Raw genomic sequence first — 17,691 nt, forward strand, 5'->3', positions numbered from 1 at the left:
GCCGAATTTTGCAGGAATTATTTTAATTCAAAAATCTCAGGGAAAGCAGAATGCAAACCGTTTTTTTCCATAAATTTGCTTTTAAACAATTAAGCAAAAAAGCTATGCTACCAAAATTTTTACTTGCAGACAATTCTCAGGAAACACCTGACACAATTTTCGTGGTTCACACTGAAGTACCTAAATTCATTGTTGAAAGTGACATTGAAGACTTCTGGTCAAACCAAGTGGTTCACTGGCTAAGTGATGTGCCTGAATCAGAAAAGCTTATCAAACAACTGCTGGAACAAGCAGAAGAATATCTTGAAGCGGAATTCGAGAGTCAAGAGAACCTTTTTGATGAAGACGACGAAGACTAAAACCAATGGAAATTATTAATGCCCCAAAAAAACGGTTAACCCGTTCCAGGAACAAGATAATTGCCGGCGTACTTGCCGGCTTTGCCGAGTACTTTAACATTGACCCGACTTTGTTGCGGGTAATTTATGTTGTTGTATCTATCCTTAGCGCAGGTTTTCCGGGATTACTAATTTATCTTATTTGCTGGGTACTTATTCCCCAGCAATACTAGTTTTGGTCTACATCTTTCAAGCTTAGCTGAATTCGTTTTCGGGGGATATCCACTTCGAGGACTTTTACTTTCACATGTTCGTGTAGTTTTACCACCTCATTTGGATCACTTACGAAGCGATCAGCTAGTTGAGAGATATGCACCAGACCATCCTGCTTCACACCCATATCCACAAAAGCGCCAAACTTAGTGATGTTGGTGACAATCCCCGGAAGCACCATCCCTTCGTGCAAATCCTCGATTTTAAAAATGCCACTGGCAAATTCAAACACTTTTATGTTTTTACGGGGGTCACGTCCGGGCTTGGCCAATTCCTTCTGAATATCCTTTAAAGTAGGCAATCCGACCGATTCCGTTTGGTACTTTTCCAACACCAAAGCCTGTTGCAGTTCTTCGGATTGCATCAAATCAACAATGCTGCATTTCAAATCTTTGGCCATTTGCTCAACCACATGGTAAGATTCAGGGTGAACGGCTGAATTATCCAACGGATTTTGGGCATCCGCAATACGCAAGAAACCGGCCGACTGCTCATAGGCCTTCGCGCCCATTCGTGGCACTTTCAGCAACTCTTTCCGGGCTTTGAAAGCGCCGTTCTCTTTCCGGAAGTCAACGATATTTTGCGCCAGTTGCGGCCCCAGGCCCGAGATATAGGTTAGCAAGTGCTTCGAAGCCGTATTCACGTTGACCCCAACCTTGTTCACGGCCGATTCAACCACCGTGTCCAGGCTGTTTTTCAATAACTTTTGATCAACATCGTGCTGGTACTGTCCCACCCCAATCGATTTAGGATCGATCTTTACCAACTCGGCCAAAGGGTCCATCAGGCGGCGCCCAATAGAAACAGCACCACGTACCGTCACATCATAACTTGGAAACTCTTCACGAGCCACCTTCGATGCTGAATAAATCGATGCCCCATCTTCAGAAACAACAAAAACTTTCAGATCGCGATCGTAGTGCAATTTCTTGATAAAATGCTCTGTTTCCCGGCTGGCTGTTCCATTCCCAATGGCGATAGCCTCAATTTGATAGGCACTTACCAGTGAAGTAATTTTACGGGCCGATTGCTTGATTTCCTCTTGGGGTTTGTTGGGGTAGATGGTTTCGTTGTGCAGCAAGTTCCCCTGCTCATCCAGACAAACCAACTTACAGCCCGTTCGGTAACCAGGATCGATTGCCAGCACCCGCTTTTGTCCAAGTGGTGCAGCAAGCAGCAATTGCCGAAGGTTTTCAGCAAATACCTGAATTGCCTCCTGATCAGCACTCAACTTCGCTGCCTGGGCAAATTCGGTTTCAATGGCCGATGAAAGCAGCCGCTTATAACTGTCCTTAACCGCCAGCTTGACTTGTTCTCCGCAGGCATTACCCGACCGAACAAAAAAACGATTCAGACGCTCCAGGACAGCCTCCTCATCCGGCGACACCGAAATCCGTAAAACCCCCTCCTGCTCCCCTCTGCGCATAGCCAGCAAGCGATGCGAAGGACAACGCTTCAAAGGCTCTTCCCATTCAAAGTAATCCCGGTATTTAATGCCTTCCTCTTCTTTTCCTTTAACCAGTTTACTTTTAATCAAAGCTCCCTGCGCAAAAGCCTGACGCACCATATTTCGTGCTTTCTCGTTTTCATTCACCCACTCGGCAATAATATCACGGGCGCCTGACAAGGCATCCTCCACCGAGTTCACTTCGCCTTTGACAAAAGCATACGCCCGATTTTCCAAGTCGCGCTCGTCTTGCTTCATCATAATTTTGGCCAAAGGCTCCAGACCTTTTTCCCGTGCAATCGAAGCTTTGGTTTTTCGCTTGGGCTTATACGGCAGGTAAATGTCTTCCAACTCAGTTGCATCAAAACAATTTTCAATGCGGGCTTTCAACTCATCAGTCAGCAGCTCTTGTTCTTCAATGGTTTTCAGGATAGTTTCCTTCCGCTTGGCCAATTCTTCCAAACGGGCTTTCGCTTCCTTGATATCACCAATCTGAACTTCATCCAAACTCCCCGTCATTTCCTTGCGGTAACGTGAAATAAAAGGAACGGTAGCTCCTTCATCCAGAAGTTTGACAGTATTTTCCACCTGCTTGATTGGTAACTGAAATTGAGCTGCTAATCGTTGTATGAGTTGCATATTCATAGTCTTGAAATTTGGGCTAGCGAAGATAATTGTTTTTTGGCGGGATGCCTTATTCTGCGCCGAAGAAATGTGGCAAACAAACCGATCACCAACAAAACTGACAGTCGTATTTCTGTTAAATACAAAGTGTTCCTTACAGTCTGGTTTGAGCTTAAAGTTAAGCCATTGTTAGAAATCCCTCACAGGCACATCAGGTTCTGTTTTTCGTATTAACTTTGTCTGCTGAAAAGAGCGTTGAATGCCGACCCTCTTTTTTATTTTAGAAAAAGAGACTTATTGAGATATATAGCTTATGCTGGTTTTAGTTGGAATTATTGCCGCCTTGTTTATTCTATTGATCGGGGGCACCTGGCTTTCTAATCACTTCGGAAAAAAGAATGCCCGGAACGAGGAAGAGAAAGAAAATGTGAACGTCGCCTTGGATTGCTGTGGCGCGCATGAGGTGTGCGATTTTGAGGAGATGCTGAAGAACCCGGATGAAATCGTATACTACGAGGATGAAGAACTGGATCGTTTTCAGGGAATTGATTCCAATGCTTATCAGGATGATCAAATCGATGAGTTTCGCGATGTACTTTACACCCTCGACAGTGAAGATATTCGCAAATGGCTGCTCAGCATCGAACGCCGGAAAATTCAATTGCCCACTGTTCTGAAGCAGGAAGCCATTCAATTGCTGGCTGACGCGTAAAACTACTTTTCAAAGAAAAGGTCTTCCTTGATCCGTTTGATCCGATCCAGCGCGTAATAGGCATTCTCAGCCTCCTCACCCGCTTCTTTCAAATACGACTGGTAGTAATTTAATGCCAGTGTTTTGTTAAAATTGAATTCTTCGTAGGTGGTTGCTATTTCAAACAAGACCTCTACTTTTCGAGAGTCCAACTCATACGCTCTTTCATAACAGGCAATCGACTTCTCAAACTCACGCTGCGAACCATACACCTGTGCTAAATGATGATACATTTCCGGATGAAATTCAGGAATGGAAATGAATATGGCAAAATCAAGGTAATTTGCCGCCAGCTCATAATGATCCAGCCGTTTATGAGCAACTCCTAAATAAAAATTGATGTAAACATCGCTGGGGCTTTCCGCATAGCAAGCCTCCAGAACTTCTAAGGCATGCTCCGTGTGCTTGTTATGGTAAAGACAAATACCATAGTTCAGGTAAACGGACAGAGTGGTATCGTGCCGGGCCATAAACGATTGATAAACGTGCTGTGCAATGGGGTACTTTTTATTGACAAAAGCGGTATTCGCCCGTTTTAAATGAATAGCCCGACTATCCGGAAAGCGATAATGTGCCATCGCCAAAAGATTCATACACTTGTTTGGCTGATTTGCCTTCTCATAAATAGCAGCCAGATTTAAGTACGCACTCAGATCATCCGGATTCTGAATCAGATACTTCTCGTACAGATGCATGGCCCGCTTCTTTCGGCCAGCTTTAGAGGCCGCTAAAGCACTGTATTTATTAAACATCACATTGGTTGAATCAACCGCCTGAATTTCTTCGAACGTTTGAAACGCTTGGCTATAATCGTTCAGAAACAAGAAGGCTTTACCCAATTCGTATTTCAACAACAAATCATCGGGAGCAATCGTCAAGGCTTTCTGAAAATCAGTCACCGCCCTTGTATTGTTTCCCATGGCCTGAAAAAGGTCTGCCCGTCCCCGAAGATAAGTTACGTTGAGTGAGTCAAGTTTCAGGGCCGCATTTAAATCAGCTAAAGCTGCCGGGTAATCCATCAGCCGCTGATGCACCATACTTTTCTTAAAGTACAGCTCGGCAGTTGGCTTTTCACTCAAGGCAGCGTCAATAGTTTCCAAAGCCTGAGGATACTTCTGATTCAACAAGAGGATATCGATTTTTTGAGCTTTCCCGAAAAAAGGGAGTAGCAAAAGCAACAGGAAGACTGATTTTCTGAACATGGCTTATTCGGTATGAAAAAAAACAGGGACCCCGGCATGCCAAAGTCCCTTTAATCACTTATTCTAAAACAAAATTAATGGGCACCGTAAACGACACAGCAACGAGCTCCCCTTTGTGCTTTCCAGGGGTCCATTTGGGTGATTGGTTAATCACGCGTAAAGCTTCATAGTCCAGTGCGGTATCAACACCTCTTGCAATTTTGGTGCGGCCAACCGAACCATCTTTTTCGACCACAAAAGTTACATAAACCTTGCCCTGAACGCCATTTTCCTTCGCTGAAACAGGATACTTAATATTCCTCGCAATAAACTTGCGCAAGGCCAATTCTCCACCCGGGAATTCAGGCATTTCATCAACCACATGGAAAACAGGATCAGACGATTCAGGCGACGAATTACCATACGCCACAACAACAACGTCATCTACATCGGTATTTTGAGCATCCATTGCCCCGGATTTCAAGGTAATTTCAATCACCCCGTTTTTGGCCAAGTCGCCATACTTTTGGATATAGACATCATCAGCTTGCTTAACGACATTCACACTGGTAATATCTTTCGGGTCCAGCCGATCCATTGCTTCTTTACCTGCCAGTTCTCCGTCAATTATGATTAAAGGCTGTTCGCTCGTTGCCGACCGCAGTTCAAAATCGCTTTCAGGTTCAACCAATGCTGTCTCTTTGTTTTCGCAGGCAAAAACCAACACCAGCGTTATGGCCGTCATCAATCCGATTAAATAGCGGAAATTCGCTTTCTTGGAAGATTTTATTTTTGTCATCATTTTTAGTCTTGATTTGATTAAGGAAGAATTGAAATTATTGGCAATCGAAAATTGTTCGCCAATAAACTGGGTGACTAATATTTCCTTGTAATGATTTATAGCCACTCCTTTATTTAATACTGCCTGGTCAGCCATATACTCATGGTTTTCCTTGATCACTCTCCGAAGCAACCAGAAGAATGGATTGAACCATTGAATAATACTGATCAGTTCAAGTATTAAGATATCCACCGTGTGTCCCTGGCGAATATGTTCGCATTCGTGTGCAAGCATCTTCTCCCACCCGGGTTTCGTTTCCAGGTTTCGGCTCACAAACAAATAATCGAGGAAGGAATACGGGCTTGAATTGTCATCGATATAAACGTAATTGATTCCATGTTTGGAAACGAGCTCTCCTTGCCGAATCACCCGAACCAGCTGGTAAATGCGCCAGGCAACCACCAAAGCCATCAAACCAGCTATCGTAAAATAGCCTCCAATAATTACCTGACTGGCTGAAATCCAGCCAATCAAAGAATTGGAAACAGCAGAACTGCTAACCGTAATGGCTTCCAACATGTTGGTGGCTCCGGAATTTTCCAAGGCCACCACTCCGCCTGAACCATAGATTTTGAAATGCAGCAAAGGCAGCAAGCTGGAAAATACAACGGCAAAAAGCAGAAACAAGCGGTTGGTTTTGAAAAACGTTTCATGCCGCAAAAACACAAAGTAGATAAGAGATAAAGCTCCTAGGCTAATCCCCGACTCCAGAATGTAGTTAATAAAACTATTCATCGTTTTTACCTTTTTCGTTTTCCAAATCTTTTCCAACTTCTTTCATGAGCTCTTCCAACTCGGCAATACTCATATTGTCTTCGCGGGCAAAAAAGGAAACCATTTCCTTAAAGGAATTACTGAAATAGCCTTTCATAAAGGTTTTCATGTATTTTCGGGTATACTCCTTTTTGCTGATGAGTGGGAAGTACCGGTGAGTCTTTCCAAAAGCCTCGTAACCTACAAAGCCCTTTTTCTCCAATATGCGAACAATGGTTGAAACTGTGTTGTACGCGGGTTTTGGCTCGGGCATCTGCTCAATCAACTCCTTTACAAAGGCTTTCTCCTTTTTCCAGAGTAGTTGCATCACTTGTTCTTCGGCTTTGGTCAATTCTTTCATGGGGTCAATTTTTATAGGTTGAATCAATAACAAAAATCAAGCCACAAAACTAGAAATATAGTTCATAAACTAAACTCTTAGTTTTATTGGTTAAAAAAAATGCGCTAGGGAAAAGGCTCTTTGCTTGTTAATTCGTTTTTTGCTTTCATACAATTGAGTTTAAATGAATACTGATTTGGAATTCCAACTCAAACCTACAACTAATTTCTTAGTTTTCAAACTAAATTCATAGTTGATGGCGAATGTAAATTGTCTATTAAAAGCATATTCCTTTAATTACCTGCAATTTACGACTCTGAATTTAATTGAAAATCATCGGCATCAGGTAGTACTGGAAAATTTTTCCGAAAGCGCTCCAGCGAACTTTTAGAGAGTTTAGCATGAAGCAGCTGCTCTTTATTCTCTTCTGCAATCAACATGATTTTTCCTTTTGCGTCCACCAGGCAGCTATCGCCCTTATAGTTGATGCCTTTGGCATCGCGACCAATTCGATTCACGCCGGCAACATACGCTTGGTTTTCAATGGCCCGGGCTTTTAGCAGCGTTTGCCATACTTCGCGGCGGGGAGCGGGCCAGTTGGCCGTATTGATTAACAAATCGTAGTCCTGCCGGTTGCGGCTAAATACCGGAAAACGCAAATCGTAACAAACCTGAGGCAGAATTCGAAAAGATTTGATTTGAATCAGTTTTCGGTTTTGCCCTGCCGTAAAATGAACATGCTCCTCTCCCATCGAAAAAAGATGCCGCTTGTCGTAATAGTCGACTCTTCCATCAGGATGTGCAAAAACAAACCGGTTAAAAAACGAACCACCCTCATGAATCATCAAGCTTCCGGCTATCGATGCCTGCCTGGCAATTGCCAATTCCTTCATCCAGGCAATGGTTTCTCCATCCATTGGCTCGGCCCATTGCACAACCTGCATGCTAAACCCGGTGGCAAACATCTCTGGGAAAACCACCAAATCCGTATTCTCCGGCAAATCATGCAGCAAGCGAGTCAGATGTTTCCGGTTTTCAGCGGGTTGCTCCCAAAACAAATCGCATTGTACCAGGGTAATATTCAAATCGTTTTCAACCATTTCCATGCCTCTCAATTCATTTTACGTGCAAGTGGGTAAAGTTACTCATAAAAAGTTTGAAGTGCGTAGCCAACAAAATATGTTTATCATAGCTCCAAATTAAGACTCACAACCAAAATTCCGCACAAAATAGGACTACGACAAACCTCCCTATCCTACCTGATTTTGATTTTCCATACATTAGTTCTAAATTAAGCTGAAACCCACAAAATTAAGCAATCATGAAAAGTTATTTACTTGTACTAATCACTGTTCTGACGCTTTCTGGCAACAGTTTTGCAACCAAACTCGAAACAATTGACGATAACAGCAATAAGCTGGCAGTGCTATGGACCAGCGGCGATCCGGAAGTTGCTGAAAAAGTGTGCTTCATGTATACCAACAATGCCAAAAAACAAGGATGGTTTGACGAAGTTGTATTGATTGTCTGGGGCCCTTCTGCCAAACTACTAACCGAAAACAAGATGCTTCAAGACTACATCAAAACCATGCAGCAATCAGGCGTAAAAATTGAAGCATGCTACTATTGTGCTGACATGTATGGCGTTGTAGATAAATTGAAAGCAATGGACATTGATGTAAAAGGCATGGGCATCCCGTTAAGCAACTATTTAAAAGAGGGTTGGCATACTCTTACTTTCTGACTTAGCGGGTTTAACCTAAAGTTAAATTCCAAAGTTGGAGAAAGATTCGTTAGGTGGTTTTGCCTGCTTTTCCTATTTTTGAGACGATATTTTTTGAATCAATTTTTACATTCCACAAAATAAAAAATCATGAGAAAAAAAGTTGTTGCGGGTAACTGGAAATGTAACACAACCGTTCAGGAAGGTGTTGAACTAGCCAAAGCAGTAAATGAATTAGTAGCTAAAGAAGGTGCTAAAGATGTTGTTGTTGTTCTGGGAACTCCCTTCACTCATATTACAAGTGTTGTTGATGCTGTTGACACGAACCGTATTGGTGTAGCATCTCAAAACTGTGCTGCAGAAGCAAAAGGAGCTTACACTGGTGAAGTTTCAGCTTCTATGGTAAAATCAACTGGAGCAGAATACGTAATCTTAGGTCACTCTGAAAGACGTGAGTACTACGGTGAAACAAGCGAAATTTTGAACAAAAAAGTAGCTTTAACTTTGGAAAACGGATTGACTCCTATTTACTGCTGCGGCGAGGCTTTAGATGTTCGCGAAGCAGGAACTCAAAACGATTTTGTAAAAACGCAATTGGAAGAAACAGTTTTCAATCTTTCAGCTGAAGATTTTTCAAAAATCATTATCGCATACGAACCAATCTGGGCAATTGGAACAGGTGTTACTGCCAGTTCAGAACAAGCTCAGGAAATGTTGGCTTTCATCCGTGGATTGATTACCGACAAATTTGGTGCTGAAGTTGCTGAAAATACTTCAATCCTTTACGGTGGAAGCTGCAGCCCTAAAAATGCCAACGAACTGTTTGCTAACCCAGACATCGACGGTGGTTTGATTGGTGGTGCTTCGCTGAAAGCTGAAGACTTCCTGGCTATCATCAACGCCTACTAGTCAGCACGCGAAACAAAAAATAATCATGAGCCATCTGGTTTTTACCGGATGGCTTTTTTTATCTTCGTACAAAATTAGACAACAAAAGAGATGAAATATACGAAAGCCACTTTTAAACTTACACCAGACAATGAAACCAACCGTGAAATTCTGGTAGCTTACTTGTCTGAACTTGATTTTGAGAGCTTTGATGAAACCGAGCAAGAGGTCAATGCCTTTTTCCCAATCAATAAGGTTTCCACTGAAGCAATCGAAACTTGCCTGTCAATGCTTCCGTTTCAGGTAAATTTTTCGGAAGAGCAAATGCCTGACATTAACTGGAACGAAGAATGGGAAAAAAACTATTTCAAGCCATTGTTAATCAACAACCAGGTACTGATTCGGGCACCGTTTCACAAAGACTACCCGCAAGCTCAATACGAAATTGTAATTGAACCCAACATGGCTTTTGGAACCGGAAACCACGAAACGACCAGCCTGATGATGAGCCACCTTTCGGAAATCAATCTGGAAAACGAAACGGTGCTGGACATGGGCTGTGGAACCGGAATTTTAGGGATCTACGCATCAATGCTGGGTGCAGCCAACGTTACAGCCATTGATATCGACAGTTGGTCATTCGAAGCCGTTGTTGAGAATTCCAGACTAAACAATGTCTCCAACCTCGAGGCCCTTATAGGCGATGCCCAGTTGCTCGGCGAAAAAACATTTGATGTCATTCTCGCAAACATACAAAAGAATGTCATTCTTCAGGATATTGAAAAATACGTTTCTGTTTTAAATGATGAAGGACTTTTAATTGTCAGCGGATTCTACAACGAAGATTTAGAGGATATTCTGGTAAAAGCCACAGAGCTTGGGCTACGAAAAGTTGAAATAAAAGAACAAAATAATTGGATTGCCTGCGCCTTCCAGAAATAAGCTGATTCGGGCATACAGCCAGACTTTAGTTGCAACAAAAAGAGACTGAAAAAGACAGCATGGAGTAGAGTGAAAGCTCAGCATTCTACTGCCATGCAGTTTATTACAAAAAGGAGAGAGCAGATAGCCCGATTAAAATAGCAATGGCAAAGCTGATAAAGGTTCCCACTAAAACATACTCGGAAAGCAAACGGGCATGAGCTTCACTTTTCACCGAAATTCGCAAAATGGATTTGGCTGCAATCAGAAAACCTATGGCTTGAAACTGAGCCGTCAATACAAAGGTCAAAACTAAAACGCGCTCTAAAATACCAATCCATTTACCAGCATTAGATAAACTAGGTTCTACGTCTTCATTTATTTGATTTTGCCATCGTTTTGTTGCCAGGCTAATAATAATCATGGATGGCCAAATGACGAAAATATAGGCTACAATTAAAACCAATAGGTTTGGGTCGGTAACTAACTCCGTAAACTTCATTTTCCAATCAAATGAAAAATGATTTGTTATTGCAACAACAGCCACTATTGCCACCAAATGAACCAGCTGATCAAACAAGAACCATAGCAAATGATTGAGTTTGGCTGGCTTTAAGTATATCTTTCCCAGGTCAATCAAATAATGAAATACGAATATAAAAACGGGGATTTTCCATGAAAAATAGTCCAATGTTAAAACGACCGATAGAAAAGTAACAACAAGCACATGCAGGAGTAATTTTACCGATTTAATTCCGCGTTCATTCTTTTCCGTCACCCAAGAGCCAGGCTGAAACAAAAAATCAGCCAACAAATGCGCAATTAACAATCGAAGCAATAAAACCATTATTCGTCAATTTTTTCAACAATCTCAAGAAACCGCCTGTTCGTTTTCTCAATCAGGTTCCAATTGGCAAGCTGAATTCGGTTACTTACTGAAGGTTGTGAAAGATTCAGTATACCTGCAATTTCCTTCTGCTTATATCCTTGAACAAGATAATAAATTACTTCAGCCTGTGCCAGCGTCCATCCATTAAAAAGATGATCTAAAAAAGAGCAAATCAACTCAAACTCTTTATTATACTCTTCATGACTTGTGGAAATAATAAAGCTTTGCTTTTTTTTTTTCATCTGGTCAAGTGCTCGTCCTGAAAGCACAAAAGGTTCTTCCATCGATTTTCCAATATGATCTGGTATTTCTTTGGCAAGTCCAACAGCCAGAGATATTCGGATATCGATAGGAGCTTTTTCTCTTTCATCTTTTAATCCGACCTGTTGCTTCTTAAAAAAGGATTTTAAATAAATCGATTTCATGAAACTATGCTGAATATCAACAGTCATTAGCTGAAAGCTATCGCCTCTACTTGATAAAACAGGCTCCCCTTTATTGGTTAAGTAGGTTCCGGCAGGCTCTTCAAGAACATGCATCGTGTTCAAAAAGGCTTGTTCATCAAATTGTGATGAATTTATTATATCTGACGATATGACGGCTATCTTTTCCACACATCTAAAATAGAACATTTAAACTATATTTGCAAATATAGTCTATTAATACTATAACGTAGTAATATATACCGAATAGTCTATTTTCTAGAATTTCGTTCGTTCGAACTCTAACACTTCAAGGTCACTTATATTCTTTCCATCAATCTTAAAACGAACTGCTGTGCAAACATTATGGAATCCACTATTTCCTGCAGCTCCGGGATTTATATGTAACGTATTGATTTTCTTATCGTGAACAACTTTCAGTATATGAGAATGCCCAGAAATAAAGAGCTGAGGAGGATTAGCGTACATTGCTTTTCTGATGCGGGGTTCATAGCGTCCGGGATAGCCTCCAATATGAGTCATCAACACATCAACTTCTTCACAAAAAAAACGCAGATTCTCAGGATACATCCGACGCAAAACATGGCCATCAATATTTCCATAGACTGCTCGCAGCGGCTTCAACTCCATCAGTTTATCGGCTAATTCTTCGGAACCAATGTCTCCAGCATGCCAAATTTCATCAACCTCTTCCAAAAAACGAACCACTCGTTTGCTTAGTTTTCCATGGGTATCCGATATCAATCCGATTCTTTTCATTGCAAATTTTATTAACGTGTAGTCGTCAAAAATAGGGTTATTTTAGTTGTAAAATCATTTATTTATCCCGATTTTACAATCGAAACGAAGTGTAATATTTATAGTTAAACATACAAAATCTAACCCCATGAAAAGAGTTGTGATTGTTCGTCATGCAAAAGCAGTCCCTTATGGCTACGATGAAGATTTTAGCCGAAAACTTCGGGACCGCGGAAAAAGTGATGCAAACCGAATTAGTTTAAAGCTAATTGGTGATGGCGTAAAAGCAGATCTCATTATTTCAAGCCCAGCAAAAAGAGCTTTAAAAACAGCCAAAATATATGCTGATAATTTTCGTTATCCTCTCAATTCAATCCAACTCGAAGAAGACTTATATGAGGGAATGACCACGCAAGAATTTATTGACCTTTTGCGTGAAATACCAAATGACATACAAACTGTTTTTGTGTTTGGGCATAATCCTATGGTTTATCATCTGACCAACAATCTGGTTAAGCTATTTAATAGTGATATGCCAACATGCTCTACAGTTGGTGTTGACTTTGATGTTGACGAATGGGAAGGTGTTTCAGCACGCGGAGGCGACCTGGCTTTCCACCTTATTCCACGAATGCTTAAATAGCCACCCTTTCAGTGTAAACTTAAGGTTTAGAATCCCCGGACTTCATATTGATCTCCGGGGATTCTAATTGTATAGTGCTTCTTTCTGTCAAAAAAATATTTCGCTACTTTTGCCAAAAATATTGAATATGCAGCTTTTTTACACGCCCGACATCAGCGAGTCTACTTATTGTTTAGATGAAACAGAATCAAAACATGCTGTTCGCGTTCTTCGGTTAACAGCCGGTGATGTTATCCAGCTTATTGATGGAAAAGGAAACTTCTTTGAGGCTCAAATCAGCGATGCACATCCCAAAAGGTGTCAGGTTGAAATCATTAAGAAAATAAGCGAGTATAATAAGCGCACACATTACTTGCACCTGGCAGTTGCACCAACTAAAAATATCGATCGTTTTGAATGGTTTTTGGAAAAAGCCACCGAAATTGGAATTGATGAAATTACCCCGGTTTTATGTGACCATTCAGAACGAAAAGTCATAAAAGACGAGCGCTTACAAAAGGTGATTATCTCTGCCATGAAACAGTCACTCAAAGCTTATCTTCCAAAATTAAACCCGCTTACTCCTTTAAAAACTTTACTTGACACTGACTTTGAAGGGAAAAAATTTATTGCTCATTGTTACGAGCAAAATAAGAAAGAGCTAAAAGATGAGCTAAGTGAGAGTGGATCCAACTTGATTCTCATCGGACCAGAAGGCGATTTCTCCGAAGATGAAGTAGCCAAAGCAATCCACAAACAATTCATACCGGTTAGCTTAGGAGAAAGTCGGCTACGGACTGAAACGGCTGCCGTGGTTGCCTGCCATACGGTTAATATGTTAAAATCCTAAAATCAGACTACCAATTCTTATTGATTCAAATCAAATTCACCTAAAATATTCATCAAGTCTTTCTTTTTCATAATTCCTGACCTATTTTTGCCTTTCATCAAAAAAAAAAGGAAAAAATGAACCGATCAATAAAAGAATATCTTCTGATTGTACTGAAAGGAATGGGAATGGGAGCCGCTGATGTGGTTCCGGGGGTTTCCGGAGGTACCATTGCGTTTATTACCGGAATTTACCAGGAATTAATCAACTCCATCAAGTCTGTTAACTTTAAGACCCTGCAATTATTCTTCACCGGAAAATTTAAGGATTTCTGGAATGCCGTAAACGGCAACTTTTTACTAGCCGTGGTACTTGGCATCGGCATTAGTGTACTTTCATTAGCCAAAGGGCTTGAGTACCTGCTTAACCACCACCCAATTCTGATCTGGTCTTTCTTTTTTGGGTTGATTATTGCTTCGGCAATCTACGTAGGTAAAGATATTGCCCAATGGAAAGCTTCTACTTTTCTTTCGCTGGCAACCGGTGCTGTAATTGCTTACTTAATAACGGTCATCACACCATCCGAAGCCCACACCAGCTACACCTTTGTCTTTTTGTCGGGCTCCATCGCTATCTGCGCTATGATCCTGCCAGGCATTTCAGGCAGTTTCATTTTGGTTTTACTTGGTATGTACAAATTTATTTTGGGGGCCGTTTCAAGCTTTAATTTACCAGTTATTGCCGTTTTTCTGGGTGGTGCCAGTATCGGAATCATTCTGTTTTCGAACTTGCTTAGCTGGCTGCTCAAACGCTACTATGATCTGACCATTGCACTATTGGCCGGTTTTATGATTGGCTCTTTGAACAAAGTCTGGCCCTGGAAAGAAGTGGTAGAAACCTTTGTCGATCGTCATGGAGAGCTCAAACCACTAATTGAGCAGAACATTTTACCAACCAACTACGAAGTAATTACAGGCAACCAACCGCTTTTAATAGGCGCCATTAGCCTTGCTGTGGCCGGTTTTGCGTTGATCTTTGTTGTTGAAGGTTTATCCAAAAAACTCCAGAAATGAAAACTTACGGATTAATTGGTTACCGCTTGGGGCACTCATTTTCCAAACGTTTTTTTACCGAAAAATTTGAAAAAGAGGGCCTTAACAATCACGAATATCTGAACTTCGAGCTGGATGATATCAGTCTTTTTCCTTCCATTTTTCAGGAAAATGATCACATTGCCGGACTGAATTGCACCATTCCCTACAAACAGGATGTTATGTCTTTTCTGGATGAAATTGACGAAGAGGCTGCAACTGTAGGTGCAGTCAATACAATTAAAATTATCCGGAAAGCCGAAAAAATAATCCTAAAAGGATTCAATACCGATTGTTATGGGTTTGAACAATCACTCCTCCCTCTGTTAGGAGAGAAGCATCGGAAAGCACTAATTTTAGGGACAGGTGGAGCCTCTAAAGCGGTCAAATTCATCCTGTATAAACATGGCATTGAATACCTTTCAGCCACAACGAAAAAGAGCTTATCAGCAAAGGAATTAAACTATGAACAGATTGACGAGCAACTGATAAAGGACCACCTCATTATCATTAATGCAACACCGCTTGGAACTTTCCCTAAAGTAGATACTTGCCCGTCGATTCCTTATGAATCTCTCACTCCAAATCATGTTCTTTTCGACTTGGTTTACAATCCGGAAGAAACCTTGTTTTTGCAGAAAGGAAAGGCTAAAGGAGCGAGCATAAAAAATGGCCTGGAGATGTTGCATCTTCAAGCCATCAAAGCCTGGGAAATTTGGAATGAATAACCATTCATTCCAAATTCCTCAAACCTTCAGATATCAAATCTAATCCAGCACAAACCGATACGTAATCGTTCCCTGCTGAAAGGCTGGGGCTGACTCATCGAGATTAAATTTAGCCTTAAGGGCTGCCTGCTTGGCTGCATTCAGCAACTGGGCATTGTAGGTTGTTGATCCCCGTGCCCCGGGCTCGGCAGTAGTTACCTTTCCATACTTATCCACTGTAACCTGAACCACTACGACACCTTCTTCATTTCCCGGATAGGTCGGTTTGGGCAACGATTTAGCTGAACGTCCTGCCAGACTGAATGAAATACCGTTTCCTTGTCCACCACCCTCACCATAGTTGGTTGAGTTCGCCGAACCATTCGGAGAGCCTTGGTTTCCTCCGGGGAAAGTAACACCCTCTCCGGTACTTTTTGAATCGGAGCTACCAGCTCCTCCTGCTCCAAAAGCATTGGACACCCTACTATTAATTTCTGCTATTTTTTGCTGCTCAGCTTCTATTCTTTTGCGCTCTTCTTCCTCCCTGCGCTTCCGTTCAGCTTCTTCAGCCAATCGTTTACGCTCAAGCTCTTCCTTTCGCTCACGTTCCAATTCAGCTTGACGCTGAGCTTCCAAATCTTTCTGCCGTTGTTTTTCCAGTTCTTCCTGTTTCCGCTTATTTTCCAGCTCTTGCTGCCGTTTTTGCTCCTCTTCCTTCTTCTTTTTGGCCGCTTCCAAGGCTACCGTTTTCTCATAATCCTGCGTTAGCAACTCCTTTTTTGCTTCAGGTTGTTTGGCCGCAGACGGAGGTGGCGTTGGCGTTGTAGCCGGAGGAGTTACCGTTTTCTTTTCTTCTTTGACAACAGGAGCTGGAGTTTTCCGGCTTGGTGCCGGCTCTCTCGGGCCTGCCCCTTGACTGGAGTTTCCAAAATTCACCAGAATTCCTTCTTCTCCGGGTAATGGCAGTGGGGTGAAAAAACCAAATAACAGAAGCAAAATTAAAACGATTGTATGCACAACAATCGTCCCGATAAATCCCTTTTTATGTTTTTCAAAATAACTCATTAACGTCCTTCGGGTGAAGTGGCCAAAATCATTTTATACTTATTTCTTTTGGCAATATTCATCACTTTTACAACTTGTTCAATCGGCACGGTCCGGTCAGCATGTAGCGAAACATAGGCCTCCGGATTTTCACCAATAGCGTTTTGCAAAGCCGGTTCTATTTCATGAAAAGCAACACGCTTAACTTTCCCATCAATATTGACATGGTATTTTAAATCGGCAGTAATGGAAACCGTTGTTATCGGCTTTGCTGCAGTTTGATTGTTGCTTTGTGGCAACAACAGCTTCAACGCATTGGGAGCAATCAAGGTTGAAGTCACCATAAAAAAGATAAGCAACAAAAATACGATGTCAGTCATGGAAGACATGCTAAAACTGGCATCGACTTTATTTCTTCGTTTTAAGGCCATTATTCCTATTTTGCTGGTTCATTTAAAAGATCAAGAAATTCGGATGTTGCTGCTTCCATCTTGAAAATCACTTTTTCAACACTAGCCACCAAAATATTGTACGCGAAGTAAGCAATAATACCAACCGTTAATCCGGCAACAGTAGTTACCATGGCTTGGTAAATTCCTGATGACAGCAGAGTAACATCAATGTTACTGCCTGCATTGGCCATATCGTAAAATGCCTGAATCATCCCAATTACGGTTCCCAGGAAACCAATCATTGGAGCTCCCCCGGCAACACTTGCCAAAACAGGCAATCCTTTTTCCAGCTTGGCAATTTCCAGGTTTCCGACAGTTTCAATGGCAGAATTCACATCCGACATCGGACGGCCAATCCGGCTAATTCCTTTCTGAATCATTCGTGCTGTGGGGTTATCCTGTGAACGAGCCAAAGATAAGGCGGCATCAATATTCCCTTGCGAAATGTAATCTTTCACACGCTCAAGCAAGGAGTCGTCAACCTTTCCGGCTTTTTTAACGGCAAAATAACGATCAAAGAAAATAAAAACAGCAATCAGCGAAAGCGCCACAATGGGAATCATGATCCAGCCTCCTTTGAGTGCTAAATCAAAAAAGCGGGTCACAATGCCATCCTGTTCGACTGTTTCAGCCAGTGCCTCAGCACTTTCTCCAGCTGCATTTGAAACTTGTAACAAAATATATCCAAACATAAGTCTTCATTTAGAGAAACACATAAAAAACGAGGTATAATAACAATTATTATACCCCTCAAAAATAATGATTATTTGCAAAGTTACGACTTAAAGTCGGAACA

General features: G+C 41.6%; 21 protein-coding genes. 10 read left to right on the forward strand and 11 right to left on the reverse strand.

All coding sequences use genetic code 11. The features are described from left to right. The first annotated feature begins 50 nt into the window (after nt 1-50). Entirely contained in the window at nt 51-359 is a 309-nt protein-coding gene (locus ACRD6K_RS13895; RefSeq protein WP_299578081.1) for a hypothetical protein, read from the forward strand. Between the two features lie 5 nt (nt 360-364). Next, the gene (locus tag ACRD6K_RS13900) at nt 365-571 is read left to right on the forward strand and encodes a PspC domain-containing protein (RefSeq protein WP_299578080.1); all 207 of its coding nucleotides are present in this window, start codon (nt 365-367) and stop codon (nt 569-571) included. Here the strand turns inward: ACRD6K_RS13900 and ACRD6K_RS13905 are convergent. Further along, on the reverse strand, nt 568-2,703 hold the full coding sequence (locus ACRD6K_RS13905) for a Tex family protein (protein ID WP_430973717.1): 2,136 nt from the start codon (nt 2,701-2,703) through the stop codon (nt 568-570). The two genes, ACRD6K_RS13900 and ACRD6K_RS13905, sit on opposite strands and share 4 nt — an antisense overlap. A gap of 292 nt (nt 2,704-2,995) precedes the next feature. Here ACRD6K_RS13905 and ACRD6K_RS13910 point away from each other — a divergent pair, with 292 nt between their 5' ends. Further along, nucleotides 2,996-3,394: a hypothetical protein gene (locus ACRD6K_RS13910; RefSeq protein WP_430973718.1), complete on the forward strand. Its 399-nt coding sequence runs from the start codon at nt 2,996-2,998 to the stop codon at nt 3,392-3,394. Nucleotides 3,395-3,396: 2 nt separating this feature from the next. Here ACRD6K_RS13910 and ACRD6K_RS13915 read toward each other — a convergent pair whose 3' ends face one another. The 4 genes from ACRD6K_RS13915 to ACRD6K_RS13930 all read right to left on the reverse strand — a co-directional run bounded on the left by ACRD6K_RS13915 (nt 3,397) and on the right by ACRD6K_RS13930 (nt 7,654). Next, the gene (locus ACRD6K_RS13915; protein ID WP_430973719.1) at nt 3,397-4,635 is read right to left on the reverse strand and encodes a tetratricopeptide repeat protein; all 1,239 of its coding nucleotides are present in this window, start codon (nt 4,633-4,635) and stop codon (nt 3,397-3,399) included. Between the two features lie 58 nt (nt 4,636-4,693). Then, entirely contained in the window at nt 4,694-6,190 is a 1,497-nt protein-coding gene (locus ACRD6K_RS13920; protein ID WP_430973720.1) for a TonB family protein, read from the reverse strand. Beyond that, nucleotides 6,183-6,569 (reverse strand): BlaI/MecI/CopY family transcriptional regulator, encoded by a 387-nt coding sequence (locus tag ACRD6K_RS13925; RefSeq protein ID WP_299578075.1) that lies wholly within the window; start codon nt 6,567-6,569, stop codon nt 6,183-6,185. The genes ACRD6K_RS13920 and ACRD6K_RS13925 overlap by 8 nt, the downstream gene beginning before the upstream one ends. Before the next feature lie 287 nt (nt 6,570-6,856). Then, on the reverse strand, nt 6,857-7,654 hold the full coding sequence (locus ACRD6K_RS13930) for an amidohydrolase (protein ID WP_430973721.1): 798 nt from the start codon (nt 7,652-7,654) through the stop codon (nt 6,857-6,859). 215 nt (nt 7,655-7,869) lie between these two features. On the opposite strand from ACRD6K_RS13930, the gene ACRD6K_RS13935 reads away from it, so the two are divergent. The 3 genes from ACRD6K_RS13935 to prmA all read left to right on the forward strand — a co-directional run bounded on the left by ACRD6K_RS13935 (nt 7,870) and on the right by prmA (nt 10,101). Then, entirely contained in the window at nt 7,870-8,292 is a 423-nt protein-coding gene (locus ACRD6K_RS13935; protein ID WP_430973722.1) for a DsrE family protein, read from the forward strand. Between the two features lie 129 nt (nt 8,293-8,421). Further along, a complete protein-coding gene (tpiA, locus tag ACRD6K_RS13940; RefSeq protein ID WP_299578072.1) occupies nt 8,422-9,180 on the forward strand; it encodes a triose-phosphate isomerase in 759 nt (252 codons plus the stop codon). A gap of 90 nt (nt 9,181-9,270) precedes the next feature. Next, on the forward strand, nt 9,271-10,101 hold the full coding sequence (gene prmA, locus ACRD6K_RS13945; protein ID WP_430973723.1) for a 50S ribosomal protein L11 methyltransferase: 831 nt from the start codon (nt 9,271-9,273) through the stop codon (nt 10,099-10,101). Nucleotides 10,102-10,204: 103 nt separating this feature from the next. Here prmA and ACRD6K_RS13950 read toward each other — a convergent pair whose 3' ends face one another. From ACRD6K_RS13950 to ACRD6K_RS13960, 3 genes are all read right to left on the reverse strand, one after another. Continuing rightward, a complete protein-coding gene (locus tag ACRD6K_RS13950) occupies nt 10,205-10,927 on the reverse strand; it encodes a DUF3307 domain-containing protein (RefSeq protein ID WP_430973724.1) in 723 nt (240 codons plus the stop codon). Next, entirely contained in the window at nt 10,927-11,601 is a 675-nt protein-coding gene (locus tag ACRD6K_RS13955) for a helix-turn-helix transcriptional regulator (RefSeq protein ID WP_430973725.1), read from the reverse strand. The genes ACRD6K_RS13950 and ACRD6K_RS13955 overlap by 1 nt, the downstream gene beginning before the upstream one ends. A gap of 69 nt (nt 11,602-11,670) precedes the next feature. After that, complete coding sequence (locus ACRD6K_RS13960; RefSeq protein WP_430973726.1) at nt 11,671-12,171, reverse strand: metallophosphoesterase family protein; 501 nt, start codon at nt 12,169-12,171, stop codon at nt 11,671-11,673. A 127-nt stretch (nt 12,172-12,298) separates the two neighbouring features. Here ACRD6K_RS13960 and ACRD6K_RS13965 point away from each other — a divergent pair, with 127 nt between their 5' ends. The 4 genes from ACRD6K_RS13965 (at nt 12,299) to ACRD6K_RS13980 (ending at nt 15,420) form a co-directional block, all read left to right on the forward strand. Further along, entirely contained in the window at nt 12,299-12,793 is a 495-nt protein-coding gene (locus ACRD6K_RS13965; protein ID WP_299578067.1) for a SixA phosphatase family protein, read from the forward strand. A gap of 127 nt (nt 12,794-12,920) precedes the next feature. Further along, the gene (locus ACRD6K_RS13970) at nt 12,921-13,622 is read left to right on the forward strand and encodes a 16S rRNA (uracil(1498)-N(3))-methyltransferase (protein WP_430973727.1); all 702 of its coding nucleotides are present in this window, start codon (nt 12,921-12,923) and stop codon (nt 13,620-13,622) included. A 116-nt stretch (nt 13,623-13,738) separates the two neighbouring features. Then, entirely contained in the window at nt 13,739-14,674 is a 936-nt protein-coding gene (locus tag ACRD6K_RS13975; protein WP_299578065.1) for a polyprenyl-phosphate transporter, read from the forward strand. Then, on the forward strand, nt 14,671-15,420 hold the full coding sequence (locus ACRD6K_RS13980) for a shikimate dehydrogenase family protein (protein WP_430973728.1): 750 nt from the start codon (nt 14,671-14,673) through the stop codon (nt 15,418-15,420). The genes ACRD6K_RS13975 and ACRD6K_RS13980 overlap by 4 nt, the downstream gene beginning before the upstream one ends. Nucleotides 15,421-15,459: 39 nt before the next feature. On the opposite strand, the gene tolA is transcribed toward ACRD6K_RS13980, so the two are convergent. The 3 genes from tolA to ACRD6K_RS13995 are packed head-to-tail and all read right to left on the reverse strand — an operon-like array spanning nt 15,460 to nt 17,587. Continuing rightward, nucleotides 15,460-16,464, reverse strand: coding sequence for a cell envelope integrity protein TolA (gene tolA, locus ACRD6K_RS13985; RefSeq protein WP_430973729.1), 1,005 nt, complete (start codon nt 16,462-16,464; stop codon nt 15,460-15,462). Continuing rightward, the gene (locus ACRD6K_RS13990; RefSeq protein WP_430973730.1) at nt 16,464-16,874 is read right to left on the reverse strand and encodes an ExbD/TolR family protein; all 411 of its coding nucleotides are present in this window, start codon (nt 16,872-16,874) and stop codon (nt 16,464-16,466) included. The genes tolA and ACRD6K_RS13990 overlap by 1 nt, the downstream gene beginning before the upstream one ends. Before the next feature lie 5 nt (nt 16,875-16,879). Beyond that, complete coding sequence (locus ACRD6K_RS13995) at nt 16,880-17,587, reverse strand: MotA/TolQ/ExbB proton channel family protein (RefSeq protein ID WP_430973731.1); 708 nt, start codon at nt 17,585-17,587, stop codon at nt 16,880-16,882. Nucleotides 17,588-17,691: the final 104 nt, after the last annotated feature.

Origin of the sequence: Sunxiuqinia rutila, assembly GCF_050589705.1 — a bacterium.
In the GTDB taxonomy this organism is placed as follows: domain Bacteria; phylum Bacteroidota; class Bacteroidia; order Bacteroidales; family Prolixibacteraceae; genus Sunxiuqinia; species Sunxiuqinia rutila.

What these genes read in the sequence shown, in the direction of transcription:
- ACRD6K_RS13895 (WP_299578081.1), top strand. Translation starts at nt 51, where the DNA reads ATGCAAACCGTTTTTTTCCATAAATTTGCTTTTAAACAATTAAGCAAA.
- ACRD6K_RS13900 (WP_299578080.1), top strand. Translation starts at nt 365, where the DNA reads ATGGAAATTATTAATGCCCCAAAAAAACGGTTAACCCGTTCCAGGAAC.
- ACRD6K_RS13905 (WP_430973717.1), bottom strand. Translation starts at nt 2,703, where the DNA reads ATGAATATGCAACTCATACAACGATTAGCAGCTCAATTTCAGTTACCA.
- ACRD6K_RS13910 (WP_430973718.1), top strand. Translation starts at nt 2,996, where the DNA reads ATGCTGGTTTTAGTTGGAATTATTGCCGCCTTGTTTATTCTATTGATC.
- ACRD6K_RS13915 (WP_430973719.1), bottom strand. Translation starts at nt 4,635, where the DNA reads ATGTTCAGAAAATCAGTCTTCCTGTTGCTTTTGCTACTCCCTTTTTTC.
- ACRD6K_RS13920 (WP_430973720.1), bottom strand. Translation starts at nt 6,190, where the DNA reads ATGAATAGTTTTATTAACTACATTCTGGAGTCGGGGATTAGCCTAGGA.
- ACRD6K_RS13925 (WP_299578075.1), bottom strand. Translation starts at nt 6,569, where the DNA reads ATGAAAGAATTGACCAAAGCCGAAGAACAAGTGATGCAACTACTCTGG.
- ACRD6K_RS13930 (WP_430973721.1), bottom strand. Translation starts at nt 7,654, where the DNA reads ATGGAAATGGTTGAAAACGATTTGAATATTACCCTGGTACAATGCGAT.
- ACRD6K_RS13935 (WP_430973722.1), top strand. Translation starts at nt 7,870, where the DNA reads ATGAAAAGTTATTTACTTGTACTAATCACTGTTCTGACGCTTTCTGGC.
- tpiA (WP_299578072.1), top strand. Translation starts at nt 8,422, where the DNA reads ATGAGAAAAAAAGTTGTTGCGGGTAACTGGAAATGTAACACAACCGTT.
- prmA (WP_430973723.1), top strand. Translation starts at nt 9,271, where the DNA reads ATGAAATATACGAAAGCCACTTTTAAACTTACACCAGACAATGAAACC.
- ACRD6K_RS13950 (WP_430973724.1), bottom strand. Translation starts at nt 10,927, where the DNA reads ATGGTTTTATTGCTTCGATTGTTAATTGCGCATTTGTTGGCTGATTTT.
- ACRD6K_RS13955 (WP_430973725.1), bottom strand. Translation starts at nt 11,601, where the DNA reads ATGTTCTATTTTAGATGTGTGGAAAAGATAGCCGTCATATCGTCAGAT.
- ACRD6K_RS13960 (WP_430973726.1), bottom strand. Translation starts at nt 12,171, where the DNA reads ATGAAAAGAATCGGATTGATATCGGATACCCATGGAAAACTAAGCAAA.
- ACRD6K_RS13965 (WP_299578067.1), top strand. Translation starts at nt 12,299, where the DNA reads ATGAAAAGAGTTGTGATTGTTCGTCATGCAAAAGCAGTCCCTTATGGC.
- ACRD6K_RS13970 (WP_430973727.1), top strand. Translation starts at nt 12,921, where the DNA reads ATGCAGCTTTTTTACACGCCCGACATCAGCGAGTCTACTTATTGTTTA.
- ACRD6K_RS13975 (WP_299578065.1), top strand. Translation starts at nt 13,739, where the DNA reads ATGAACCGATCAATAAAAGAATATCTTCTGATTGTACTGAAAGGAATG.
- ACRD6K_RS13980 (WP_430973728.1), top strand. Translation starts at nt 14,671, where the DNA reads ATGAAAACTTACGGATTAATTGGTTACCGCTTGGGGCACTCATTTTCC.
- tolA (WP_430973729.1), bottom strand. Translation starts at nt 16,464, where the DNA reads ATGAGTTATTTTGAAAAACATAAAAAGGGATTTATCGGGACGATTGTT.
- ACRD6K_RS13990 (WP_430973730.1), bottom strand. Translation starts at nt 16,874, where the DNA reads ATGGCCTTAAAACGAAGAAATAAAGTCGATGCCAGTTTTAGCATGTCT.
- ACRD6K_RS13995 (WP_430973731.1), bottom strand. Translation starts at nt 17,587, where the DNA reads ATGTTTGGATATATTTTGTTACAAGTTTCAAATGCAGCTGGAGAAAGT.